General features: G+C 68.1%; 23 protein-coding genes. 2 read left to right on the forward strand and 21 right to left on the reverse strand.

Annotation, left to right across the window (positions count from 1 at the left end; all coding sequences use genetic code 11):
* Position 1: 1 nt before the first annotated feature.
* The 8 genes from HWX22_RS04810 to HWX22_RS04845 all read right to left on the reverse strand — a co-directional run bounded on the left by HWX22_RS04810 (position 2) and on the right by HWX22_RS04845 (position 8,121).
* On the reverse strand, positions 2-1,090 hold the full coding sequence (locus HWX22_RS04810) for an iron ABC transporter permease (RefSeq protein ID WP_175915124.1): 1,089 nt from the start codon (positions 1,088-1,090) through the stop codon (positions 2-4).
* A gap of 15 nt (positions 1,091-1,105) precedes the next feature.
* Positions 1,106-2,014, reverse strand: a complete 909-nt coding sequence (locus HWX22_RS04815) for a helical backbone metal receptor (RefSeq protein WP_175915125.1) — start codon at positions 2,012-2,014, stop codon at positions 1,106-1,108.
* Positions 2,011-3,102 carry a ChuX/HutX family heme-like substrate-binding protein gene (locus HWX22_RS04820; RefSeq protein WP_175915126.1) on the reverse strand — a complete coding sequence of 364 codons (1,092 nt, stop codon included), beginning with the start codon at positions 3,100-3,102 and terminating at the stop codon, positions 2,011-2,013. Before HWX22_RS04820 ends, HWX22_RS04815 begins: the two co-directional genes overlap by 4 nt.
* 49 nt (positions 3,103-3,151) lie before the next feature.
* Positions 3,152-5,422 carry a TonB-dependent hemoglobin/transferrin/lactoferrin family receptor gene (locus tag HWX22_RS04825; RefSeq protein WP_175915127.1) on the reverse strand — a complete coding sequence of 757 codons (2,271 nt, stop codon included), beginning with the start codon at positions 5,420-5,422 and terminating at the stop codon, positions 3,152-3,154.
* A 240-nt stretch (positions 5,423-5,662) separates the two neighbouring features.
* Positions 5,663-5,890: a hypothetical protein gene (locus HWX22_RS04830; RefSeq protein ID WP_059528614.1), complete on the reverse strand. Its 228-nt coding sequence runs from the start codon at positions 5,888-5,890 to the stop codon at positions 5,663-5,665.
* A gap of 71 nt (positions 5,891-5,961) precedes the next feature.
* Positions 5,962-6,345, reverse strand: a complete 384-nt coding sequence (locus HWX22_RS04835) for a DUF6232 family protein (protein WP_175915128.1) — start codon at positions 6,343-6,345, stop codon at positions 5,962-5,964.
* A 133-nt stretch (positions 6,346-6,478) separates the two neighbouring features.
* On the reverse strand, positions 6,479-6,739 hold the full coding sequence (locus HWX22_RS04840) for a DUF2866 domain-containing protein (protein ID WP_059528608.1): 261 nt from the start codon (positions 6,737-6,739) through the stop codon (positions 6,479-6,481).
* A 221-nt stretch (positions 6,740-6,960) separates the two neighbouring features.
* Positions 6,961-8,121 carry a porin gene (locus HWX22_RS04845; RefSeq protein WP_059467242.1) on the reverse strand — a complete coding sequence of 387 codons (1,161 nt, stop codon included), beginning with the start codon at positions 8,119-8,121 and terminating at the stop codon, positions 6,961-6,963.
* Positions 8,122-8,428: 307 nt separating this feature from the next.
* On the opposite strand from HWX22_RS04845, the gene HWX22_RS04850 reads away from it, so the two are divergent.
* Complete coding sequence (locus tag HWX22_RS04850) at positions 8,429-9,235, forward strand: MetQ/NlpA family lipoprotein (protein ID WP_059689331.1); 807 nt, start codon at positions 8,429-8,431, stop codon at positions 9,233-9,235.
* 132 nt (positions 9,236-9,367) lie between these two features.
* Here HWX22_RS04850 and HWX22_RS04855 read toward each other — a convergent pair whose 3' ends face one another.
* The 12 genes from HWX22_RS04855 to HWX22_RS04910 all read right to left on the reverse strand — a co-directional run bounded on the left by HWX22_RS04855 (position 9,368) and on the right by HWX22_RS04910 (position 22,101).
* The gene (locus HWX22_RS04855; protein ID WP_059815013.1) at positions 9,368-10,483 is read right to left on the reverse strand and encodes a succinylglutamate desuccinylase/aspartoacylase family protein; all 1,116 of its coding nucleotides are present in this window, start codon (positions 10,481-10,483) and stop codon (positions 9,368-9,370) included.
* A gap of 258 nt (positions 10,484-10,741) precedes the next feature.
* Positions 10,742-11,524, reverse strand: a complete 783-nt coding sequence (locus tag HWX22_RS04860; protein WP_059528597.1) for an ABC transporter substrate-binding protein — start codon at positions 11,522-11,524, stop codon at positions 10,742-10,744.
* Between the two features lie 225 nt (positions 11,525-11,749).
* Entirely contained in the window at positions 11,750-12,670 is a 921-nt protein-coding gene (locus HWX22_RS04865; protein ID WP_175908530.1) for a LysR substrate-binding domain-containing protein, read from the reverse strand.
* 208 nt (positions 12,671-12,878) lie between these two features.
* A complete protein-coding gene (locus HWX22_RS04870; protein ID WP_059528591.1) occupies positions 12,879-13,472 on the reverse strand; it encodes a hypothetical protein in 594 nt (197 codons plus the stop codon).
* A 235-nt stretch (positions 13,473-13,707) separates the two neighbouring features.
* The gene (locus tag HWX22_RS04875) at positions 13,708-15,096 is read right to left on the reverse strand and encodes an NCS2 family permease (RefSeq protein WP_059815004.1); all 1,389 of its coding nucleotides are present in this window, start codon (positions 15,094-15,096) and stop codon (positions 13,708-13,710) included.
* Positions 15,097-15,721: 625 nt separating this feature from the next.
* A complete protein-coding gene (locus HWX22_RS04880) occupies positions 15,722-16,240 on the reverse strand; it encodes a DUF3455 domain-containing protein (RefSeq protein WP_175915129.1) in 519 nt (172 codons plus the stop codon).
* A gap of 171 nt (positions 16,241-16,411) precedes the next feature.
* The gene (locus tag HWX22_RS04885; RefSeq protein ID WP_175915130.1) at positions 16,412-17,416 is read right to left on the reverse strand and encodes an aldo/keto reductase; all 1,005 of its coding nucleotides are present in this window, start codon (positions 17,414-17,416) and stop codon (positions 16,412-16,414) included.
* Between the two features lie 20 nt (positions 17,417-17,436).
* Positions 17,437-18,552, reverse strand: a complete 1,116-nt coding sequence (locus tag HWX22_RS04890; RefSeq protein WP_175915131.1) for an alkene reductase — start codon at positions 18,550-18,552, stop codon at positions 17,437-17,439.
* A 64-nt stretch (positions 18,553-18,616) separates the two neighbouring features.
* Positions 18,617-19,423 (reverse strand): 2,5-didehydrogluconate reductase DkgB, encoded by an 807-nt coding sequence (gene dkgB, locus HWX22_RS04895; RefSeq protein WP_175915132.1) that lies wholly within the window; start codon positions 19,421-19,423, stop codon positions 18,617-18,619.
* Between the two features lie 149 nt (positions 19,424-19,572).
* Entirely contained in the window at positions 19,573-20,529 is a 957-nt protein-coding gene (locus HWX22_RS04900) for an LLM class oxidoreductase (RefSeq protein ID WP_175915133.1), read from the reverse strand.
* Between the two features lie 16 nt (positions 20,530-20,545).
* On the reverse strand, positions 20,546-20,869 hold the full coding sequence (locus HWX22_RS04905; protein WP_059689337.1) for a hypothetical protein: 324 nt from the start codon (positions 20,867-20,869) through the stop codon (positions 20,546-20,548).
* A 29-nt stretch (positions 20,870-20,898) separates the two neighbouring features.
* Complete coding sequence (locus tag HWX22_RS04910) at positions 20,899-22,101, reverse strand: MFS transporter (protein WP_059528553.1); 1,203 nt, start codon at positions 22,099-22,101, stop codon at positions 20,899-20,901.
* A gap of 101 nt (positions 22,102-22,202) precedes the next feature.
* On the opposite strand from HWX22_RS04910, the gene HWX22_RS04915 reads away from it, so the two are divergent.
* Positions 22,203-23,147 (forward strand): LysR family transcriptional regulator, encoded by a 945-nt coding sequence (locus HWX22_RS04915; RefSeq protein ID WP_175915134.1) that lies wholly within the window; start codon positions 22,203-22,205, stop codon positions 23,145-23,147.
* Between the two features lie 99 nt (positions 23,148-23,246).
* On the opposite strand, the gene zwf is transcribed toward HWX22_RS04915, so the two are convergent.
* Positions 23,247-24,722 (reverse strand): glucose-6-phosphate dehydrogenase, encoded by a 1,476-nt coding sequence (gene zwf, locus HWX22_RS04920; protein ID WP_059528548.1) that lies wholly within the window; start codon positions 24,720-24,722, stop codon positions 23,247-23,249.
* Between the last annotated feature and the right edge of the window lie 172 nt (positions 24,723-24,894).

Here is a 24,894-nt window from a genome sequence, read left to right on the forward strand (position 1 = left end):
ATCAGCCGCCGAGCGCGCCGCGGCTTTTCCACAGCAGCGCGAGAAAGAACGGCGCGCCGAGCAGCGCGGTGAGCACGCCGAGCGGAATCTCGGCGGGCGCGGCGGCGGTGCGCGCGGCGAGATCGGCGGCGAGCGTCAGCAGCGCGCCGAGCAATGCGGCGCCGGGCAGCACCACGCGCTGGTCGGCGCCGCACGCGAGGCGCACGCAGTGCGGCGCGACGAGGCCGATGAAACCGATGACGCCCGCGCACGATACGAGCGCGCCGACCGTGAGCGCGACCGCGATGAGCACGCGCCGTTTGAGCTGCTGCACCGGCACGCCGAGATGCAACGCCTCGGTCTCGCCGAGCTGCAGTGCATTGAGCGCGTCACGATCGCGCGCGAGCAGCCCACAGCCGATCGCGACGCACGGTGCAACGGCCGCCAGCGCGGACCATTGCGCACCGCCGAGGCTGCCGAGGCTCCAGAAGGTCAGCGAGCGCAGTTGCGCGTCGTCGGCGACAAACGTGAGCAACCCGATCGCCGCGCCGACCAGCGCGTTGATCGCGATGCCGGCGAGCAGCAGCAGCGGCAGCGCGAGCCGGCCGCGCGACGCGGCGAGCCGGTAGACGAGCGCCGCGACCGCGAGCGCGCCCGCGAACGCGGCGACGGGCAGCGCGACCGCGCTTGCATGCGCGGCGAACAGCGCGGGGCCGAGCACGATCGTCGTCGTCGCGCCGAGCGCCGCGCCGCTCGACACGCCGACGAGCCCCGGATCGGCGAGCGGGTTGCGGAACAGCGCCTGCATCGCGGCGCCGGCCGCGCCGAAGCCGCCGCCGACCAGCAGCGCGAGCATGACGCGCGGCGCGCGGATGTCGACCAGCACCGCGCGTGCCTGTTGCGCGGTCGGGTCGCCGCTCAGCGCGGCCCAGGCTTCCGCGAACGGAATGCGATACGCGCCCACGCACAGCGCGACGACGGACATGGCGCACACGAGGACGGCGAGCGCGGCCAGCGCGAAGGGCGCGATGCGGCGTGTCGCGCCGACGCGTGCGGCGCCCGTGCGCGCTACGTGCGACCGCGCGGGGAAAGGTGAAGCGTGAGCGGGCATCGTGTTGATCCGGAATCAGGCGAGCGCATCCGACAGGCGCCGGTGCAGGGTCGTGACGGCGAGCGGCAGGCGCGGGCCGAAGCCGAGCAGGAACAGCGCATCGAGCGACACGACGCGCCGTGCGCGGCCGGCCGGTGTCGCGCCGAAGCCGGGTGCGGCGAGCAGCGCGTCGCGGCCGCCGACCGCCGCGAGCCCTTCGTCGGAGATCAGCACGACGTCGGGTGCGGCGGCAGCCAGCGCCTCGGTCGTCAGCGGCTTGTAGTGATCGAAGCCCTGCATCGCGTTGCGCGCGCCCGCGTAGCGGAGCATCGCGTCGGCGGCCGTGCGCTGGCCGGCGACGAGCGCCTGGTTGCCCGTATGGTTCAGCACGAACAGCACGCGCGGCGGCTGCGCGCCGCCGGGCACGCGCGTGGCGATCGCGTCGCGCGCGGCCTGCCAGTCGCGATCGAAGCGCCGCAGCAGCGCCGTGCCCGCGTCGCGCACGTCGAGCGCCTGTGCAACGCCGGTGATCTTCGCGCGCACCGAGTCGACGTCATGCCGCTCGTTGAACGTCGTCACCGCGACACCCGCGCTTTTCACTTGCGCGATCGCGGCAGGCGGGCTGGCTTCCGCCGACGCGAGCACGAGATCGGGGCGCAGCGACAGCAGCCCCTCGGCCGACAATGCGCGCTGATAGCCGACCTTCGGCAGGCGTTTCGCGGCGTCCGGGTACGTGCAGGTCGTGTCGGTGCCGACGAGCCGGTAACCGCGCGCGTCGGCGCCGCCGAGCGCGAACGCGGTTTCCGCGAGCGCGCCGCCGATCACGACGACGCGCTTTTGCGCGGCTTGCGGGCGCGCTCGGCCGGGCAGCGCGCCCGCGAGCGCACCGGCGACCGCGCTCGCGAGCACGACGCGGCGACGCGGCAGGAACGATCGCGCGCTCACCGTGCGTCTCCGCGCGCCGCCGACGGCAGTGTCGCGACGAGCGCGCGCCAGTCGTCGCGTTCGACCTGACCCGCCTTGCGCTCGCCGAACAGCAGCGCGACGTGGTCGCCCTGCCGGTCGAACAGCTCGAGCGACGTGACGATGCCGTCGCTCGTCGGCTTCTTGACGACCCACGCGGCGGCGATCAGGTCCTCGCGCACATGCAGGTTGAAGCCCGGGTCGAGCACGTTGATCCACGCGCCGACCTCGCGCACGTTCGCGACGGGGCCCGTGTGGATCTGGATCATGCCCGCATTGCCGACGAACACCATGATCGGCTGGCCGCTCGACGCGGCCCGTTCGAGCACGTGACGCAGCGCGTGTGCCGCTTCGACCGGATACGCATATTGCGGATCGGCGAGGCGCAGCGCCTGCATGCGGCTCACGCCAAAGCGCTGCGTGATGCCGAAGAACTGATGCGTGTCGGTCATCGCGTCCCACGCGGCGCGAAAGCCCGCGACGTCGATCTCGGTGTCCGCGCGCTCGGGCGTTTTCGGCGCGGCGGGCGCGACGTCGAGCCCCGGCGTTTGCGACGCCGCGCGCCAGCGTTCGACGAACGCGTCGTACGCCGCGTGATCTCTGTGCGCGCGCAGGTAGACCTTGTGGATCGCATGACCTTGCGCGTCGAAGAACTGCAGGCTCTTGAGCGGACCGTGCGCGGTTTCGTCGTGCACCGCGAACGCCGACGCCCAGTGGCGGTAGAAGATGCGCAGGTCGATGTCGCCGAGCGCGAGGCCGACCGGGCCGTCATGGCTCATCTGCGCATATTCGCCGTCTTTCTCGTGGACGGCCGTGTCGTTGCGCGTGAGCGCCATCACGCGGCCGAGGCGCGGCATTTCCTCGAACATCGCCGGAAAGCGCGCGTCGAGCCGCACGACGTGTTCGCCGACGAACGCGGCGAGCGCCTCGCCTTCGCTGACGCCGAGCGCTTGCGCGACGTCGCGGTTGCGCAGCTGGCGCTCGGTCTTGAGTTTGATGAACGCGTCGCGCAACGCGGCGGGCGCGCGGGCCGGCGTGGCCGGCTGACCGGGAAGGGCGGATTGCATCATGTCGGACTCCTTCAAGTAACGGTTGGGGTGGCAGCGCGGGCGGCGCGCATCAGAAATCGACCTTCATGCTGACCGCGACGGTGCGGCCGGACGACGTATACGCATCGAGCACCTGCGAATCGGCGGCGATCCCGCGCACGTCCGACCAGTTCCAGTACTTGCGGTCGAACAGGTTGCGGATGCCGATCGTCGCGCTCACGTGCTTGTTGAAGCGGTAGCCGCCGCGCAGGTCGACGACGAACGACGACGGCGGCGAGAAGCACGTCTTGTTCGAACAGTCGGACTTGTCGATGTCCTTGTCGCGTTTCGCGGCCTGGAACAGCAGGTCGGTCTGCACGAACCAGCGTTCGCCGGGTTCGTAGCGCACGCCGAACACCGCCGAGAACGGATTGACCGTGTTCAGCGGCTGGCTCGCCGCGCCGTCGTTCTGCGTCGAGCCCTTCGTGAACGCCATCGCCGTCTTCAGCGTGATGCCGTTCGGCATCGCCCATTCGGCGCGGCCTTCGAGGCCGTGGATGCGCGCGTCGGCGAAGTTCACGTACTGGAATACGAACGGATCGGCCGGGCGGCCGCTGCCGGCGATCGTCGTGCGCGAGATGAAGTTGCGGTAGCGGCCCGTGAACGCGGCCGCGCTGTAGCGCACGATGCCGTAGCCGGTGCCGGCCTTGCCGCGCAGGCCGGCTTCGAACGTGTCGCTCGTCTCGGGCTTCAGGTTCGGATTGCCGATCGACGTGTAGCCGTACACGGGGTTCGAGAAGCTGCTGTTCACCTGGTCGGGCGTCGGCGCGCGGAAGCCGTGCGCGTACTGCACGTACGGAATGACCGCGGGCGTGATCTCGTAGAGCACCGCGACGCGCGGCGACACTTCGTTCGCGCTCGTCGACACCGCGGTGCCGGTGAACAGCGGATCGTTCTGCGTTGGGTTTAGGCGGTACGTATCGAAGCGCAGCCCCGGCGTGACGAGCAGGCGGCCATAGCCGATCCGGTCCTGCACGAACGCGCCGAACAGCGTGTAGTCGGTGTCGGGGAACGCCTTGTTCGGGAACGCTTCGCCGACGCCCGGCACCGTGCCGTCGCGCAGGTTCGTCACGCGCGACACGCTGCCGTCGACGCCATACAGCAGCTTGTGCGCGAACGGGCCGGTCGCGAAGCCGCTTTCGGCGAACGCGGCACCGCCGAACGTGCGCTCCTTGTACTGGTTGTCGCGGGAGCGCGAAGGCTGCCGGCCGCGCGTCTCGAACGCGTACTGGTCCTGTTTCGCGTCCTGATAATAGAACTGCACGTGCGCGGTCTGGAACCAGCGGAACGCGTCGTCGCGGAAGTCGTAGTCGACGCTGAAGCGGTTGCGCTCGAGCCGGTCGTTCGTCGTGAGGCCGAGCGTGGTCGGCGCATTGATCGCGGACAACACGTCGGTGCTCACGCGCCGCTGCACGGTTTCCGCGGTGAACCTGATCGAGTCGCGCGTGGTGGGTGTCAGCGCGAGCTTGCCGAGCAGCGATTCCGAATAGACGTCCTGCGGATTCGACGTGGTGCGCAGCGTGCTCGCCGAGTTGTCGCCGCCGCGCGTGTCGACTTCGTGGCCGCGCCGGCCATCGGCGATGATCATCCCCTGCACGCGATCGTTGCCGCCCGCGGCTGACACGGTCGCGCCGATGCTGCGGTCGGCCGAGTCGTAGCTCGGCCTGAACGAGAAGTAGACGGGTTTGCCGTAGATCGACAGCAGGTCGCGCGGATCCTTCGTGATGAAGTTCACAGCGCCGGTCAGCCCGTCGCTGCCGTACAGCGCCGACGCCGGCCCGCGCAGGATCTCGATGCGCTTGAGCATGTCGAGATCGGCGTAGTCGCCGCGGCCGGCTTCGAGCGGGCCGAACGAGAACGCGTTCGGCAGGCGGATGCCGTCTTCCATCAGCAGCACGCGATTGCCTTCGAGGCCGCGGATGTTGATGCTCGAATCGCCGTCGCGGCCGCCGCCGAGCGCGGCGTTGCCGGGGCGGTACGCGGTACGGCGCACCGTGACGCCCGGCTCGTAGCGCAGCGCATCCTTGATGTTGGTGACCTGCTGTTCCTCGAGATCGTCGTCGCTGATCACCGACACGGACGCGGCCGTGCGGCTCGCGGCGGTGGCGGTGCGGGTGGCCGTGACGGTGACGGGGTCGAGCAGCGCCGCATCGCCGCGCGTGGACGCGGCTGCGGTCAGGACGGCAGCTGGCGGGTTGGCGCCTTGCGGCGGCGAATCGGCATGAGCCGGGGCGGCGGACAGGCTGAACGCGCCGAACAACGCGGCACAGATCGGCTGCCGCGCGAGTGGATGGCAATGCACAGGTGGTCTCCCATTGACGATGACTAGCCCGAAGGCTGGCTGGGTGACGCGTTCACCTGGCTGGCCCGTTCGCGCGCGACTGGCGGCGAACGGCGAGTTGAAAGGGAATTGATAGTTTCGCCAGTGTAAATGAGAATTATTATCAATACAAGGACGAAAAGCGGCGCGTGCGGACGCGCGCCGTCGGCGCGGATCGGGCGAGCCGCGCGCGGCGAGACATGCGGTGAAAGCAGGCTGGCCCTAGGCCAGCGATTCGATACGAATCAGCAGGTTGCGCGCATGCGCGATGAACGCATCGTGCGTCGCGCGATCGCCGTGGCCTTCGAAGCCGGCCTGTTCGGCGAACGCGAGCTGTTCGGCGTAGAGGTCGACGAGCGCGCTGCGTGTGTCGGGCGGCAGCGCTCGGATCATCGAGACGAGCAGCAGTTCCTGCGCGCGCAGCATGCCGGACAGCGATTGGGCGTTCATGCCGACCTCCTCGAACGACGCGGCGGCGTGCCGCTCATTTCATAGTAGGTGGTCGGCGCGCGCAGCGGAAATCAGCCGGCGGCCGTCGCCATCCGTGCGTCGCGCACGACCTGCGCGACGCGCTCGACGAATTCGGCGTCGACGCTCGATAGCGCTTCGCGCTTGCCGTCGGGCATCTCGACCATCAGGCGGTAGGTGATGTCCTGCGTGGTCCAGGCGAGATAGCCGACGACCGCGAGCATCACGCCGACGACCAGCGCGGCGCTCGATGCGCCGATGCCGCCTGCGACGGCGGTGGCCACGCCGATCAGCGAGATCAGCCAGGGCACGAGGCGATTTTTCGGAATCTTGACGACATCGACGTTGCGGATGTCACGCAGCGGGAAGACCTGCCCGGCGGCCGACAGGCCGTTGCGGGTGACCATCACGCCGCGTTCGTTGAATGCGTTTTCCATCGTGTGTTGCGTGGACGAAAACGCGCAGCGTAGCAGACTTCGTTGCCGCGTCAAACGAGACCGAGTGCCGCACGATGCGTGCGGGCCGGCCGCGATGCGGGCAACGGCGTGTGATGGCGAGTAACGAGGGGAATCAGAACTGCAGCCGGCCGTCGCCGTACAGGCGGCCCGGCACGTGCGACGCCACGACCTCGGCGATTTCCTCGTCGGTCGATTCGGCCGGCACGATCTGGCGCCGCGCGGGTGCGTCGAGATGCATCGTCCATTCGACGAGCCGGTACGGGCGGCCCCACGGGCGCTGCATTTCGACCGACACGCGGCAGCTCTGGACCGGCAGCGAATGCCGGCGCGTCAGAATCGCGTGCAGATGGCTGAAAACGGTATCTTCGATCATCTTGGGCTCCGATCCTGTCTTGTGGGCAGTTGATGGCGGTGCCGTAGTGGGTCTCAAAAAAAAAGCCGCCGATGCTCAGGCGGCCAACAGGGGGGGTGAGAGCATCCTCTCAGCCCAGAATTAAGCGAAACTTAAAAGCCCATAAAAAAGCGCCCCGTGTGGAGCGGGGCGCTTCTTGCCGTCGTCGTCCGCGAAATGCGCGGACAAGTTAAGCGGATGCTTTAGAACTTGTGACGGATACCGACGCGAGCGGCCAGCTGGTTCGACGAACCGTTGCCCGACGTGCTGAAGTAGCTCGTGCTCGAACCGATCTGCGCTTGCACGCCGTTGCCCGACGCCTTCTGGTAGACGACCAGGCCGTACACGTCCGTACGCTTGCTGAGCGCGTAGTCGAGGCCCAGGTTGCCCTGGTTCCAGTGCGCCGAGTTGCCGCTTTGCGTTGCGTTCGTGTACGTGTAGCCCGCTGCTGCCGACAGGGCCGGCGTGATCGCGTACTTCACGCCTGCTTCATACGCGTTGTAGAACGTGCCCGACGCGCCAGCCGCGATCGGGGTGAACTGCGTGCGCGTCCAGAGCAGCCATGCCGTTGCCGGGCCGAAGATGTAGCGGCCGCCGACGCCGTACGTGCGCAGGTCGCGGATGTTCGTCAGCGCGATGTTCGCGATCGACGTCGAGAATGCCGGCGTCGACTGGCTCGGGAAGCGGATGTCCGTGTATGCGGCGCCGAGTGCGAACGGGCCGTTCGCGTAGTTCAGGCCGAAGCTGTATGCGCGCGACGAACCGGCCGTCGTCGTGGTGCCCGTCGTCGTCGACGGTGCGCCGGCGAAGTCGGTCGAGTTCGAGAAGCCGTACAACGCGCCGAACGTGAAGCCGGCGTAGTTCGCGCTCTGGAACTTCACCGAGTTGTTGATGCGGCTCGACGTGAGCTGGTCGATGTCGTTCACGTGGTACGCGTAGTTACCCGCGACCGTGTTGCCGCCCGTCGAGTAGTTCGAACCGAGGATGTCGGTCGAGAACGAGTACTGGCGGCCGAACGTGACCGTGCCGTATTGCGACTGGCTCAGGCCGACGTAGGCTTGACGGCCGAAGATCGCGCCGCCCTGGCCGATCGTGCCGTTGCCGCTGTTGAAGCCGTTTTCGAGCACGAAGATCGCCTTCAGGCCGCCACCGAGGTCTTCGGTGCCGCGCAGGCCCCAACGGCTGCCCTGGGCCACGCCGTCGTCGTACTTGAACAGCTTGCCGCTGCCGCCGTTCGCGGTCTTGCTGTGGTTCACGTAGCTGATACCGGCATCGATGACGCCATACAGGGTCACGCTGCTTTGTGCGTGTGCCGCGCCGGCCGTTGCTGCGAGGATGGCGATGGTCAACAGTTTCTTGTTCAAAGGATTCTCCGAGCGAATAAATGGCGTGTCCAGTTGCGGTTCCGGCGCTCTCTATGGGCGCTTTCACGGACCGGTCGCAACTTTATCGGCGGGCCACGTAATGAATGTGACAGGCTTTGTCATATGACGAATCTGTGGTGCCGAAGCGACACTGGATTCTGCCCGGTTGTACAGCGGGGAGTTATACCGATTTCGGCTGAGATTCGATCGGGATCCGGAATATGCACATGAAATAAGCTTGGTTGGTGCCGTTCCGGCCCCGTGCCACGATGCGCGCTTCAACAACGACACGGGACAAGAGGACACCATGCGACGTTCGATCCTGACCGGCCTCGGCGCGCTTGCCGCGGCGCTGGCCTTTGCCGCGCCCGGCGCGCACGCCGACTCCCAGACGCTGAAGATCGGCACGATGAGCGGCCCCGACGCGCAGATCTGGACCGAGGTGACGAAAGTCGCCGCACGCGAAGGCCTCGCGATCAAGGTCATCGAATTCAACGACTATGTGCAGCCGAACGCGGCGCTCGACGCGGGCGATCTCGACGCGAACGGTTTCCAGCACCAGCCGTTTCTCGACAGCCAGATCAAGCAGCGCGGCTACCGGATCGTCAACGTCGGGCTGACCTACACGGCGCCGATGGGTTTCTATTCGAAGAAGCTCAAGTCGCTGAAGGATCTGCCGACCGGTGCGAAGGTCGGGATCCAGAACGATCCGTCGAACGGCAACCGCGCGCTGCTGCTGCTGCAGAAATACGGCGTGATCAAGCTGAAGGCGGGCGCTGGCACGAACGGCGTGAACGCGACGCCGCTCGACGTCGCCGAGAATCCGAAGAAGATCAGGATCGTCGAGCTCGACGCCGCGCAACTGCCGCGCGCGCTGCCCGACCTCGACGCCGCGTCGATCAACACCGACTACGCGGTGAAGGCCGGCCTCACGCCGGTGAAGGATGCGATCGCGATCGAGGATCTGCGCGGGCCGTACGCGAACCTGATCGCGGTGCGCGCGCAGGACAAGGACAAGCCGTGGGTGAAGAAGCTCGTCGCGGCTTATGAATCGGACGACGTGCGCAAGTTCATCGACCAGAAGTTCGGCGGTGCGATCGTGCCGGCATTCTGAACGTCGGCCGTTGCCCGGCCGCGTCGCCGGGCATCGCGCCGGACCGAAAAGCAAATCGCCCGCGCAAGCGGGCGATTTCGTTGGCGCGCCGCGATGCGGCGCACAGGCCGGCCGCTCGGGCCGCTCGGGGGCTCAGGCCGACAGCAGCGACCCGGTGCGGATCGGCGTCGCGCCGGCGATCCGCGCGACTTCCATCCCGGCGGTCGCGAAGCGCACGACCTGGCGCGCGTACAGCACGCCCGACACGCTGCTCTTCAGCGTGATCACGCGATCGGTCAGCGGATCGACGATGTCGGCGACGTCCTGGCCGGCTTCGATCCACGCGCCGACCGGCGTGCGGAACACGATCACGCCTGACACCGGCGCGACGAGCGGATCGGTGCCCGCGAGCGGCGTGGCCGGATGCGCGAGCGGCGGCAGCGGCGCCGGCGTGCCGTCGATGACGCCGCGCTCGGTCAGGTATTCGACGATCGCTTGCGAATCCTTCTCCGCGAGCTCGTACGACACGTCGCGCTCGCTGCGCAGTTCGACCGTGACGGAAATCGCGCCGTTCGGGATCGGGAAGCGATCGCCGAACCGGCTGCGCAGATCGGACCAGCAGAAGCTGTGGATCTCGTCGAACGGATTGCCGACCGAATTCAGCGCGAGCAGCGACGCCTGCGCGTCCAGATAGCGCGCCAGCGGCTCGACGTCTTCCCACAGATCGGGGTTCGTATACAGGTGCATCACGGCGTCGTTGTCGCAATGCAGGTCGAGCACGATGTCGGCGTCGAACGACAGTTTCTGCAGCGCGAGGCGCTGCGATTCGAGCTCGGTGCGCGGCTTCTGTTCGTCGAGCGCCTCGCGCATCGCGGCGCGTACCGCGGCGACGTTGCGCTGCGCGTCGTTCGTCAGCCGGTCTTCGATGCGCGGCATCACGAGCGCTGCGAGATCGTGGAAATTGCGGTTGAAGTTCTGCATCGAGCCGAGCTCGAAGCGGCCGAGGTGATCGCCGAACACGTGCTGCGACAGGCCGATCGGGTTCGGCACAGGGACGATGACCACCTCGCCGCGCAGCTTGCCGGCCGTCTCGAGCGCGGCGATCTTGCGGCGCAGCAGCGCGGCGACCAGCATGCCGGGCAGTTCGTCCGCGTGCAGCGACGACTGGATGTAGACCTTCTTCCCGCCGCGCGGGCCGTAGTGGAAGCTCGTGATCTGGCGTTCGGTGCCGACGGCGGGGGAAATCAGCGGATGGGTCTGCGTTTGCATGATGAGGGGAGGGCGGCGCAGCCGCGAGTGATCCGGTATGCGTGGAAGATCGATTGTACGTTGCCTTCCGCGAACCTATCAAACCGCGTACATGGCAAGTCGATTTCCCTTACGAATCATCGGGTTGTTGCGTAAAAAATAACGTCGCCACGGCCCTTCGCTCACGCGTGCCACGCGGTCTTTCGGCGCGCGCGGGCAAAAAAAACGGGCTCCTTCCGGAGCCCGTCTGCGCGGATGCGAAGCGCGCGTTGCGCGGTGTTACTTGCCGTACACGTCGAAATCGAAGTACTTCTTCGCGATCTTGTCGTACGTGCCGTCCTTGCGCATGCCGGCGATCGCGCCGTCGATCTTCGCCTTCAGGTCGGTGTCTTCCTTGCGCAGGCCGATACCGGCGCCGTTGCCGAGCGTCTTCGGATCGTCGATGTCCTTGCCGGCGAAATCGAAGCTCGCGCCGCGCGGCGTCTTCAGGAAGCCGATTTCAGCCTGCACCGCGTCCTGCAGCGCGCCGTCCAGACGGCCGGAGATCAGGTCCGCGTAGACCTGGTCCTGGTTCTGGTAAGGCACGACGTTCACGCCCTTCGGGGCCCAGTACGTCTTCGCGTAGGTTTCCTGAATCGTGCCCTGCTCGACGCCGACCGACTTGCCCTTCAGCGATTCGGCCGTCGGCATCAGGCCGGCGCCCTTCTTCGCGACGAGGCGCGTCGGCGTGTTGAACAGCTTCGACGAGAACGCGATCTGTTCCTGGCGCGCCGGCGTCATCGACATCGACGACAGGACGCCGTCGAACTTGCGTGCCTTCAGCGCCGGGATCATCCCGTCGAAGTCGTTTTCGATCCACACGCACTTCGCGTTCATGCGGCGGCAGATTTCGTTGCCGAGGTCGACGTCGAAGCCGACCACCTTGCCGTCGGCGCCTTTCGATTCGAAAGGCGGGTAGCTTGCGTCGACGCCGAAGCGCACGGTCGTCCAGTCCTTCGCGTATGCAGTGCCGGCCGATACGGCGAGCAGGGCTACGGTCACAGCCGCAAGAATCTTTTTCACTCGGTGACTCCTCGTTTTGTTCGATGGGTGCGCGGTTGTGCCGCGCCGTAAGCCTTCGGTCCGGCGCGGCTTCGCGTCGGACTGTCCGTTTCGCTGCCCGATGCGGGCGCGCGACGTGCGCAAGATTATCAAGACAAAATACCGGCAGGGCGCCTAGGACATGCCCCGATACCGGACCCGACGGCCGCGCATGCTGCGCGCGACCGTTTCAGACGAAGGAACGATTCAACCGAGCGTTTCGTTGACCGCGCGCTGCAGACAGGTGACGAATTGCGACACGGCCGGCGTCGGCAGCAGGTCGCGGCGCGCGATGATCGACAGGTCGAAGCGCGGCATGCTTTCGTCGAGGTTGGCCGTGCGAACCCCGAGCGGCGCCACCATCGCGGCCAGCGGGCGCGTGAAGCAGCCGATCACGTCGGAGCGCGCGACGAGCCCGAGCGTCACCGCGAACGACATCGGCGAGCGCAGCAGGCGCTTCGGCAGCGGCAGCCCGCGCGCCTCGAACATGCCGACCATCACGCTGTGCGGGAATTGCTCGGCCCCGACCGTGACGATCCATTCGGCGTCGAGCAATTCCTCTAACCGGCGCGCGTGCGCGAGCGGGTGGCCTTCGCGCATCACGACGGTGAATTCGGTCGACAGCAGCGGCACTTGCGTGAGATCGCGGTCGAGCGCGGGCACATGGTGCATCGCAGCGATGTCGAGCGTGCCGTTGCGCAATTGCGCGAGCGCGTCCGGCACCGTCACTTCCTCCAGATGCAGGCTCACGTTCGGCATCGACCGGCGGAAGGCGGTGACCGCGTGCGGCAGCGCGGTCAGCGCGATCGACGGCATCGTGCCGACCGCGACCCGTCCGGACATTTCCCCTTTCACCTGCTCGACGGCCTCGACGGTGCGGCGCATGTCGCCGAGCAACTGCTCGGCGCGCGGCAGCAGCGCATGGCCGCACGCGGTCAGCTCTACGCCGCGCACGCTGCGCGCGAGCAGTTCCGCGTTCAGCGCCGTTTCCAGTTCGCGGATCGTATGCGTGATCGCGGGCTGCGTGACGCCGAGTTCGCGCGCGGCGGCGCGCAGGCTCTTGTGATGCGCGGCGGAGACGAACGCCTGGAGCTGCGCGATGTTCAGGTGGTTTCGGATGCGGGTCATCGATCGGTTCGGATCTGGCGGCGGGCGGGGCGCCGGCGCGAAGATCGATAGGGTAGCGCGCCGCGACGGCGAACGCCGGGCGGAACAAAAACCGCAAGGCGCGGCGCGGCGATCAGGATTGCAGATGACGGTGCGTGCGGTGCGTGACGTCGTCGAGATGCGCCGCGTGACGACACACCGCGTGAAGTTATCGTGGCGGCCCGGTGTGTCAGGCAAGCGCCAGTTCGACGGCCGCGAGCGTGCGGCGGCGGATCCAGCCGCTCGCGAGCCGGATCGCGAGCCAGTACGGCAGAAACAGCAGGCGCGTGCGCGTGCTCGGACAGTGCACGAAGGTTTCGGTGCGCAGCAGGCGCGTGCCGGACGACAGTCCGACGACCTCGAACCGCAGCACCAGCTTCGCGTCGCGCGGATCGTCGTGCCGGACGAAGGCCGCGGCGTCGTCGATCGTCCGCACGTCGGGCGTCGGGCGCCAGAAGCGTCCGATGAGCCCCAGCGACAGCGACGTGTCGTCGCGATGCAGCAGCGTGAACGTATCGAAGCCAAAGCGTTCGCGTGCGGCTTCGGCGGGGCGGTTGCCCAGCGCACGCGCGATGGCCGCCGGCGATTCGCGCACGGCAAGCAACGCGTCGATGACCGGATCGGCGCGCATGTCGAGCGCGGCCACGGCGTCGATGATGCGCGACGGCGGCGCGTCGATCGGCCGCGATTCATGAACTTCGACGAAACCGAACGACGGGATGAACGGTGGCTTGCTCGCCGCGGTTCGCGTGTCTGATTCAGAGACGATGCCGAACGGATTCATGGTCGTTCCGGAGGACAAAATGCGATCGTAGCACCGCGTTCGGACTCGCGGTGCGACGCGCCACCTGCCGCCTTCCGTCTCGCCGGACAGCGCGCCGCAACGCCGGCCGCACCGACAAAAAAGGCCCGGAAACGTGCGTTTCCAGGCCGGAGGCCATCGACGACGATGGTGGAGGAGACGGTGTCGTCCCGATGCGCGCCGTCCTTCTGCCGGCGACGTCGCGCACGATGCGCGGTCAGATCGCCCAGCCGCCGAGATAGAACGTGACGAGCACGGCCGCGATGAGCACGGTGCCGACGTTGAGCTTGCGGAATTCGCCGCTGGCGATGCGACCGATCACGAGCGTCGAGAAGCCGAGCATGATGCCGGTCACGATGTTCGCGGTCAGCACGATGAACACCGCGCACACGAGGCCCGACATCGCATCGACCATGTCGTCCATGTGCAGCTTGCTCACGCTGCCGAGCATCAGCAGGCCGACGTACATCAGCGCCGGGGCCGTCGCGTACGACGGCACGAGGCCCGCGAGCGGCGAGAAGAACATCACGACCAGGAACAGCACGCCGACCACCGCGGCCGCGAGGCCCGTCTTCGCACCGGCGGCCACGCCGACGCTGGACTCGATGTAGGCCGCGGCCGGTGCACCGCCGAGGAAGCCGGAGAAGATCGAGCTGATCGAATCGGCGGTCAGCGCGCGGCCGCCGTTGATGATGCGGCCGTTCTCGTCGAGCTGGCCCGCCTGGCCCGCGACCGCGCGGATCGTGCCGGTCGCGTCGAACACGGCGGTCATCACGAGCGCGAGTACGCTCGGCAGCACGGCCATCGACAGCGCGCCCTTGATGTCCATCGCGCCGATCAGCGATGCGTGGCCCGGTGCGCTCAGCGACGGCAGCGCGAAGATGCCGCGATACTTCACGGCCGGATCGAACACGAGGCCGATCAGCGAGATCGCGACCACGACGAGCAGGATGCCGCCGGGCACGCGACGCTTTTCGAGCCCGAAGATCGCGGCCAGGCCGACGACGGACATGATGACCGGGAACGCGGTGATCTGGCCGAGCGAGACCGGCAGGCCGGCGCCCGGATTCTTGATCACGAGGCCGACGTCGTTCGACGCGATCAGCAGCAGGAACAGGCCGATGCCGATCCCGGTGCCGTGCGCGACGCCCGCGGGCAGGTTGCGCAGGATCCACGAACGCACGCCGGTGACCGAGATGCCCGTGAACACGAGGCCCATCAGGAACACGGCGCCGAGCGCGACGGTCGGATGCAGGCCCTTGCCGAGCACGAGGCCGAACGCGGTGAACGCCGTCAGCGAGATCGCGCAGCCGATCGCGATCGGCAGCTTCGCCCACAGGCCCATCAGCAGCGAACCGAACGCGGTGGTGAGGCAGACCGCGACGAATACCGCGCTCGTGTCGAAGCCGGCCTTGCCGAACATGCCGGGCACGACGAACACGGAATAGACCATCGCGAGGAAAGTGGTCACGCCCGCGACGATTTCGCGACGCTGCGTGCTGCCGCGCGACGAAATGCCGAAGTACCGGTCGATGACTCCCTTGGTGCCGAAGTCCGTTTCTTCCGCGCCGACGCCGACCGTCGGCTGCACCGGGGTATCACTCATGAGCTTGCTCCTTTATCAGCATGCTGAAACGGCCTGTGGCAGGCCGTCGTCAGGGTGTCTCGTATCTGGTTGAAATTATCGGCAGCGTCGTGGGGACGCATCACGCGTGATTCGTGTCGTCGTCCGCGCGTCGAAGGGTGCGCGTGTGCCGCGTCGTACGACGCGTGGCGTGGTCGACCCCGTCACGTGTGCTTTGCCGTAGCGAAGGTTAGGCGAACGGCCCATCACGTCCCATTGGGGGAAGAGCATGCAGCGCATGTCGCAGCGCTTATATCGGCGTGCAACGGGGCTTCGTCGTCGCGGAACGCGTGTATACGCCTAGTTCGAATCCGTTAAGGCGATTATTTGAACGCTGGGTCGGCGGGCGGGGCGGGAGCGGGTGAGGCATCGGGGATTACGAATGTCTTTCATCGAGGCCGCGCAGGTGCGTGAATGCGGCCGCGCGTGACGCGCCGCGCCGCCGTGCGCAACGTGAGTCCGGATGATACCGGGGCCTCGCGCGTGACCGGATCGATGACGATGCATGCGTCGGGCATCCGATCGGTAAATGCAGGATCACTGATCAAACGGACGTGGTGATCAGCACGCTGACGGCGGCGTCCGCGCTTCGGGATGCCGCCGCGCGTTACTTCAGGAACACGTATCGCGCGAAATACGGAAAGCGGCCGATCGCATGCTCGGTCGCACACGTCGCCTCCGGCGGTGTGCCGCCCACGGTATCGAGCCGCTGGACGAAGCGCACGCCGGCGAGCGTGCCGGTTGCGGCCGGCGTCGCGGCGAGCAGGAGCTGCGGAATGCTGCCCGGGCGCGCGCCGGGCGCTTCCGCGAGCTTCTTGCCGGTGATGCGGCTGCCGTCGAGCGTTTCCCACGACGGCCCCGCGCCGTGCCGGACGACGAGCGCGCCGGTGGCGTCGAACAGCATCGCCTCCGGGCGCTGGAATGCCCATGCGAGCCGGTGTCCGGCGTCGTATTCGCATGCGTAGATCTGAACGCCGGTCGCGGTCGTCGAGAGCACGGGCGACGCCGGCTGGGGCGGCACGAGACCGGTTGCATCGTCGGCGTAGGCCGGCAGGGTGCAGGCCGCGAACGAAAGGCCGGCCGCGAGGGCCCGCAGCATGTCGCGTGTCGGAAAGCGGCTTGGCATGGCGGGGCGTCCTTTCAGGTCGGGTGACGGTCGTGCGGAGTCGATCGTGTAAACGTTAGGCGGCGACTGCGCAGGCTGCAATTCGGAAATGGCAATCGCGGCGATAGTCGCCGCGATTGCAAGGGAAGGGATGTGCGCGGCCGCTCGTCGCGGCGGTCGCGCGGAAGCGGCTCAGGCCGCGCCGGCCGGCGTCGGAGCGTGTTCCCCGATCAGGCGCTCGGCCTTCAGTGCGTCCCACAGGCTTGCCGGAATCGGCGCCGACGCGAGCCGCAGGTTCTCGGCGATGCGATCGGGCCGGCTCGCGCCGGGGATCACGGCCGCGACGGCCGGGTGCGCGAGCGAGAACTGCAGCGCCACTGCGCGGACGTCGACGCCGAACTGCTCGCTGATCTGCCGGATGCGCGCGACGCGGCCGAGCATCTCCTGCGTGGCCGGCTGGTATTCGAAGTGCGTGCCGCCCGCGAGCACGCCGGAGTTGTACGGGCCGCCGACGATGATGCCGAGGCCGCGCGCCGCGCTTTCCGGCATCAGCCGTTCGAGCGCGCCCGCATGGTCGAGCAGCGTGTAGCGGCCGGCGAGCAGGAAGCCGTCCGGATCCGAGCGCTCGAGCGCGAGCTCGCACGGCTCGATCCGGTTCACGCCGAGGCCCCAGCCCTTGATGACCTTCTCGTCGCGCAGCCGCGTGAGTGCCTTGGCCGCACCCGACATCGCGACGTCGAACACCTCGAGCCAGCGCTCGCCGTGGAAGTCGATCGCCGGATCGTGGATCCACACGGTATCGAGGCGGTCGGTGCGCAGCCGCTCGAGGCTCGCCTCGAGCGAGCGCAGCGTGCCGTCTTCCGTGTAGTCGTAGACGACCTTGTTCGGCAGCCCATGGCGGAACAGCCCGCCCTTCTCGCCGAGATCGCGCTGCGACGCATCCTCGTGCTCGTCGAGCACGAGGCGGCCGACCTTCGTGCCGAGCGAATATTCGTCGCGCGGGCGGCCGGCGAGCGCTTCACCGAGGCGCAGCTCGGCGAGGCCGGCGCCGTACAGCGGCGCCGCGTCGAAGTAGCGGATACCGCTTTCCCAGGCCGCGTCGACGGTCGCCAGCGCTTCCTCGTTCGGGATGTCCCGATACATGTTGCCCAGCGGCGCGGTGCCGAATCCTACGCGGGAAGGGGACGTGATTCTCATGTCGGACTCCTGTCGATCGCTCAGGCCGCGGCCTGCGCGAGCGTCGGATAGTCGGTCAGGCCGCGTGCGCCGCCGCCGAACAGCGTGTTGCGGTCGTGCGGCGTGAGCGCGGCGCCGGTACGCAGGCGCTCGGGCAGGTCGGGGTTCGCGACGAACGGGCGGCCGAAGGCGACGAGGTCGGCCCAGCCGGCGGCGATCGCTTCGCGCGCGCGCTCGGCGGTGTACGCGCCGGCGTAGATCAGCACGCCCGGGAACGCTGCACGCAGCTGCTGCTTGAATTCGACCGGCATCAGCGGCGCGTCGTCCCAGTCGGCTTCCGCGATGTGCAGGTAGCCGACGCCAAGTTCGCCGAGCAGCTTCGCGGCGGCGAGGTAGGTCGTCTCGGGATCGTCGTCGACGCAGCCGTTCAGCGTGGTCAGCGGCGCGAGGCGGATGCCGACGCGCGACGCGTCGCCGGTGCCTTCGATCAGCGCCTGCGCGACTTCGCGCAGGAAGCGCAGCCGGTTTTCGAGCGAGCCGCCGTACGCGTCGGTGCGCGTGTTCGCGTTCGAGTCGATGAACTGGTTCACGAGATAGCCGTTCGCGCCGTGCAGCTCGACGCCGTCGAAGCCGGCTTCGATCGCGTTGCGCGCGGCGGCGCGATATTGATCGACGATCTCGCGGATTTCGTCGACGGACAACGCGCGCGGCTCGGAGGCCTGCACGAAGCCCGGCGTGGTGCCGTCTTGACCGGCGACGAACACGTTCACGCCCTTCGCCTGGAGCGGCGACGACGACACGGGTTGCCGGCCGCCGAGCAGGCTCGTGTGGCTCAGCCGGCCGACGTGCCAGAGCTGCGCGAAGATGCGGCCGTGCGCGGCGTGGACGGCGTCCGTCACCTTGCGCCAGCCGGCGACCTGCGACGGCGTGTGGATGCCGGGCGTCCATGCGTAGCCCTTGCCGAGCGGCGCGATGTAGGTGCCTTCGCTGACGATCAGGCCCGCGCTCGCGCGCTGCGCGTAATACGCGGCCATCAGTTCGTTGGCTTCGTCGCCGGGCTGGCTGGCGCGCGAACGCGTCATCGGCGGCATCACGATGCGGTTCGGCAGTGTCAGCGAACCGAATTGCAGCGGTTGGAAAAGCGGGTCCTGGGTCATGATGAATTCCTGTCGGTGCCGCGGCCGGCTGGCCGCGGACGGTTCGATTGAGGGGGCGGTGCGTTCAGTCCCACGTCGGCGCGAGGCCGATCGGGTCGACTTCGCGGCCGTTGCGCTCGAGCGCGGCGATCTGCGCCATGTCCTCGTCGGTCAGGCGCAGCGTCTGCGCGAGCAGGTTGCTTGCGAGGTTTTCGCGCTTCGTCGACGACGGGATCACCGAGTAGCCGAGCTGCAGCGCCCAGGCCAGCGCGACCTGCGCCGGCGTCGCGTCGTGACGTTGCGCGATCGCGCCGATCACCGGGTCGCCGAGCACCTTGCCGTATGCGAGCGTCATGTACGACGTCACGTGGATGCCTTCGCCGTTCAGGAACTCGACCAGCTTGCGGTTCTGCAGGTACGGGCTCAGTTCGATCTGGTTCGTCGCGATCGCATCCTTGCCGACCACCGCGATCGCTTCCTTCGTCAGTTCGATGTTGAAGTTCGAGATGCCGATCCGGCGCGTGAGGCCCTTTGCCTTCGCGTCGGCGAGCGCGGTCATGAACGTCTCGACCGACACGCCGCTCTCCGGCGCCGGCCAGTGGATCAGCGTCAGGTCGACGTAGTCGGTGCGCAGCTTGCGCAGGCTTTCCTCGAGGCTGGCGACCAGTTTTTCCGGCGCGTAGTTGTCGACCCAGATCTTCGTCGTGAGGAACAGGTCTTCGCGGCGCACGCCCGATGCGGCGATCGCTTCGCCGACTTCGGCTTCGTTGCCGTAGATCTGCGCGGTGTCGATCGCGCGATAGCCGACTTCGAGGCCGTTGCGGACCGAGTCGATGACAACCTGGCCTTGCAGGCGGAAAGTGCCGAGGCCGAATGCGGGAATGTTGCTCATCTTGTGTTCCTGGAAGAGGTGGACCGATTGCGTTATGGAAGCCATTCTGGCGTCCTGGACTGATGAGATAAACGCCTCTAGAGGTCAAAAATATTTGATTTGAAATCAAATATCGGTCGTGAATCGGGCTGGCTGGCGGCGTGCCGGCCTCAGGCGGTGCCCGCCAGCGCGCTCGCAGCGGCATTCGCATGGAATGCCGGCAGCACGTCCGACGCGATCTCGGCCATCGTCTCGTCGAGCGGGCGGCGGTTGCGGCGGAAATGCAGGCCGATGTGTTGCACGCCGGCGTCGCGCATCGCCGCGAGTTCCTCCGTCAGCGCGATGCGTCCGGCGCGCGCGCCGAAGCGGTGCCGTTGCAGCGGCTCGTGCGGATCGTCCGCGAGGTCGAGATGGATGAAGCTCACGTACGGCTTGTTGCCGGCCACCGCGCGCCAGTTCGCGACGCGCTGCACGTGATCGGCCGGCGTGCCCGGATATGCGAGGCAGCCGTCCATGTGCTCGCCGATCCAGGCGGGCGTTTGCTGCGCGAGACCGGCGACGAGCAGCGGCACCGGCGAGCGCGCGGCGGGCAGCACGTCGAGGCCGGGCGGCAGATGCGCACGCGCGCCGTCGCGCAGCAGCGCGATCTGGTCGCGGAAGTTCGCGCCGCGCGACGCGAAGTCGCGGCCGAACAGCGGATATTCGACCGGCCGGTCGCCGCTCGCGACGCCGAGCAGCAGGCGTCCCCGGCTGAGTTCCTGGATCGTCGCGGCCGATTTCAGCGTGAGCAGCGGTTCGCGCAGCGGCAGCACGACGGCCGCCGTGCCGAGCAGGATGTCGCGCGTGATGCCGGCGAGGTAGCCGAGATACGAGAAGGTCTCGAACACTTGCGCGGCGTCGCCGAACGACGGGTCGTACACCGGCACGTCGCGCACCCAGAGCGCGCGGAAGCCGAGCGTGTCGGCCAGTTGCGCGAGCTCCGCGTGGATTTCCAGGTCGGGCACGCCGGGGCGGCGGCCGTCATGCTGGCGCTTCGCGTCGCCGGCCGGCGACCAGTCGTTGTCGAGCGGCAGTTCGACGCCGATGCTGAAGCCGCCGTCGGCGAGCTTGTCGAGTGAAGTGGACATGGTCGGGCGTCTCCGTTCAGATGGCGCGCAGGCTGCCTGCGAGCCGGTAGAAGTCCAGCGACGACGCGGTGAAGAACGCGCGCGACGTGCCGGCGGCGAAATCGTCGAGGTGCACGACCGTCGCGCGGTCGGCTTCCTGCCACGAGATCGCGTAGGTCTCGCCGGCGACGTGCTGCCACGTGAAGGCGACTTCGCCCGTCGCGCCGGCGTACGCGCCTTCGGTGATCTCGTAGCGCATGTGGAGGCCGTCCTCGTCATATGCGTTGAGGGCGGTGAGGCCGTCGTAACGGACTTCGAAAGTCTTGCCGGCGAACGGCGGACGTCGGGTCGATGCGTTCATGCTGGGCGGCTCCTGCAAACAAGTGACGTTCAATGGGCGAGTTCGACGGGTTCGGCCGTGCGTTCGGGCAGGCCCTGGCCGCGGTCGAGGCGGCCGCTCAGCGCGGTCAGCGCGAACGCGCCGAGCGTGACGACGGCGGCGATCCACGGCGTATGGCCGAGGCCGACGTTCGCGACGATCAGGCCGCCGAGCGACGAGCCGCCGGCGACGCCGAGGTTGAACGCGGCGATGTTGAAGCCCGATGCGACGTCGGTGGCGTCCGGCGCGAAGTGGCGCGCCTGCTTGACGACGTACACCTGCAGGCCCGGCACGTTGCCGAATGCGACGGCGCCCCACGCGAGCATCGTCAGCACCGCGAGCCACTTCACGTGCACCGTGAAGGTCAGCGCGAGCAACACGATCGCGAGCAGCAGGAAGATCTGCTTGAGCGCCTTGACCGGGCCGACGCGGTCGGCGAGCTTGCCGCCCCACACGTTGCCGAACGCGACCGACACGCCGTAGCCGACGAGCACGAGGCTGACCTGCGACGGCGTGAAGCCGGCGATCTGTTCGAGCAGCGGTGCCATGTAGGTGAACGCGATCAGCGAGCCGCCGTAGCCGACCGCCGTCATCGCATAGACGAGCAGCAGGCGCGGCTGGGCCAGCACGCGGAACTGGCGGGCGAGCGGCGCCGGCGGCGTCCGCGGAAGACCGCGCGGCACGAAGGCAACCGCGCCAAGGAACGCGACGAGGCCGAACAGCGCGACGATCAGGAACGTCGCGCGCCAGCCGAAGTGCTGGCCGATGAACGTGCCGAGCGGAATGCCGGCGACGAACGCGACGGTCATGCCGCTGAACATCGTCGCGATCGCGCTGGCGGCCTTGTCCTTCGGCACGAGCGTGGTCGCGATGATCGAGCCGACCGAGAAGAACACGCCGTGCGCGAGGCCGGTGAGCACGCGCGCGACGATCAGCGATTCGTAGCCCGGCGCCTGCCAGGCGACGAGGTTGCCGATGGTGAACAGCGCCATCAGCGCGGCGAGCAGCGTCTTGCGCGGCACGCGGCCGGTGAGCGCGGTGAGGAGCGGCGCGCCGATCGCGACGCTCAGCGCGTAGAGGCTGACGAGCAGGCCGGCCGACGGCAGGCTGACGCCGAGATCGGCGCCGATCGTCGGAATCAGCCCGACGATCACGAATTCGGTCGTGCCGATGGCAAAGGCGCTGATGGTCAGCGCAAGCAGGGCGAGTGGCATGGCGGGATCCAGGTTCCAGTAAGAATGGATCGCAGTGTGCCGCCTTTACTTTTGCGGAAAAACTGGTCTATAAACCAAATTGTTTTGATTTCAGGTCAACAATGAAAATCACGCTCGACGAACTCCAGGCCTTTGCCGCCGTGGTCGACACCGGGTCGATCACCGCCGCCGCGCAGCAGCTCGACGTCACCGTGTCGGCGGCGAGCCGCACGCTTGCGCGGCTCGAGGAGAAGCTGAAGACCACGCTGCTGCGCCGGACCACGCGCCGGCTCGAACTGACCGAAGAAGGACGCGCGTTCCTGCAGGATGCGCGCGCGATCATCGAATCGGTCGAGAACGCCGAGGAGCAGATGCTCGCGCGGCGCGAGATGCCGTCGGGGCGGCTGCGCGTCGATGCCGCGACGCCGTTCATGCTGCACGTGATCGTGCCGCTCGTGCGCGGCTACCGCGAACGCTTCCCGAAGGTCGAGCTGGAGCTGAACAGCAACGAGGGGATCATCGACCTGCTCGAGCGGCGCACCGACGTCGCGATCCGGATCGGCCGCCTGAAGGATTCGACGCTGCACAGCCGGCGGATCGGCAACAGCCGGCTGCGCATCCTCGCGAGCCCCGCGTACATCGAAGCGCACGGCCAGCCGCGCAAGGTCGAGGATCTCGCCAAGCACACGCTGCTCGGCTTCACGCAGCCGGAATCGCTGAACGTGTGGCCGATCCTCGGCGCGGACGGCGAGCCGAGCCGCATCGAGCCCGCCATCTGGTCGTCGAGCGGCGAGACGCTGCGGCAGCTCGCGCTGGAGGGGGCGGGCATGGTGTGCCTGTCGGATTTCATGACCGCGCACGATCGCGAGGCCGGCCGGCTCGTGCAGGTGCTCGCGCGGCAGACGCTCGAAGTCGAACAGCCGATTAACGCGGTGTATTACCGGAACACCGCGATCTCGTCGCGGATCGCGTCGTTCGTCGATTACATGATCGAGGTGCTGGGCGGCGGGAGCAGCGGCAGCGATGCGCCGACGCGGCGCAAGGCTGCCTGGATGGGGCCGCTGTAACGGCGGCGCGCCGGAAGGGAAGCGGGGGGCGGCGGTGGGCCGGGTGTGATCCGGCGTGCCGCACGGCGCTTGCGCCGCGGGCACGCCGTCGTGCAGCGCTTACGCTTCCTCGGACCACGACATGTTGTCGCGCGCCAGCAGCGCCGACGATGCCGCCGGTCCGAACGTGCCCGCGGTATAGAGCCGCGGGCGATCGCCGAGCTGCTTCCAGCCGTCGAGGATCGGCTCGACCCACGACCACGCGGCCTCGAGTTCGTCGCGGCGCATGAAGTGCGTGAGACGGCCGCGGATCACGTCGATCAGCAACCGCTCGTACGCTTCCGCGCGCCGTTCCGGAATCGCCTGCTGCAGGTCGAGGTTCAGGCTCACCGGCACCATCTTCATCCCGCTGCCCGGCTCCTTCGCGAGCATCTGCAACTGGATCGACTCTTCCGGCTGGAGCTGGATCACGAGGCGGTTGCTGTAGTGGCGCGGGCCGCTCGGGATGATCGAGAACGGCATGTCCGCGAACTCGATCACGATTTCCGACTGGCGGCGCTGCAGCCGCTTGCCGGTGCGCAGGAAGAACGGCACGTTCGCCCAGCGCCAGTTGTTGATGTGCGCGCGCAGCGCGACGAAGGTCTCCGCGTGGCTGTCCGCCGGCACGTTGTCTTCCTCGAGATAGCCCTTGACCGGCTGACCGTCGACCGCGCCGGCCGTGTACTGGCCGCGCACCGTGTCGCGCGCGACGTCCGACAGCGCCATCGGCCGCAGCGAGCGCAGCACCTTCAGCTTCTCGTCGCGCACCGCGTCCGGGTCGAGCGACACCGGTGGCTCCATCGCGACGATGCACAGCAGTTGCAGCAGGTGGTTCTGCACCATGTCGCGCAGCGCGCCGGTATGGTCGTAGAAGCCCGCGCGGCTGCCGACGCCGACCGTCTCCGCCACCGTGATCTGCACGCTGCGGATGCTCGGCGCCTGCCACAGCGGCCCGAAGATCGGGTTGCCGAAGCGCAGCACCATCAGGTTCTGCACGGTTTCCTTGCCGAGGTAATGGTCGATCCGGTAGATCTGCGATTCCGCGAAATGCTTGCCGACCGCGTCGTTGATCGCCTGCGCCGACGCGAGATCGTGGCCGAGCGGCTTTTCGAGGACGACGCGCGAGCGCGCGTCGACGAGGTGCGCGGCCGACAGGTTGTCGCAGATCGTCGTGAACAGCTCCGGCGATGTCGACAGGTAGAACACGCGGATCGCATCGCCGCGCGCCGCGTCGGCGAGGCGCGCGTAGTCTTCCGGCGCGTTCACGTCGATCAGTACGTACTTGAACAGGTCGAGGAAGCGGGCCCACGCGTCGGCGTCGAACGCCTTGTCGTCGATGAACGGACGCGATTGCTCGTCCATGAACTTGCGATAGCCGTCGATGCCCCAGTCGCGCCGGCCGACCGCGATGATGCGCGTCTCCGGCGGCAGGTTGCAGTGCAGGTGCGCCATGTACAGCGCGGGCAACAGCTTGCGGGCGGCCAGGTCGCCGCCGCCGCCGAAGATGATCATGTCGACGGGCTGGTCGGCTTCGGTCTGGTTGGGCTTATTCGTCATGAGTGGATCGCGGTCTGAAGCGGTGTGAGCGTGGAACGAACGTCGAAGCGCCGGGCGCCGGTGCGTTGGCGCGCCAGTACGTGAAAACGCTAATAGTGCACGCTTTTGATCGATTGCGTATGTGTTCCCGCGTTGTAACAGCACTTGCATTGCTTGCATGTCGTGATTATGA

Origin of the sequence: Burkholderia sp. BCC1638 (assembly GCF_902833195.1) — a bacterium.
GTDB classification, from domain to species: Bacteria; Pseudomonadota; Gammaproteobacteria; order Burkholderiales; family Burkholderiaceae; genus Burkholderia; species Burkholderia diffusa.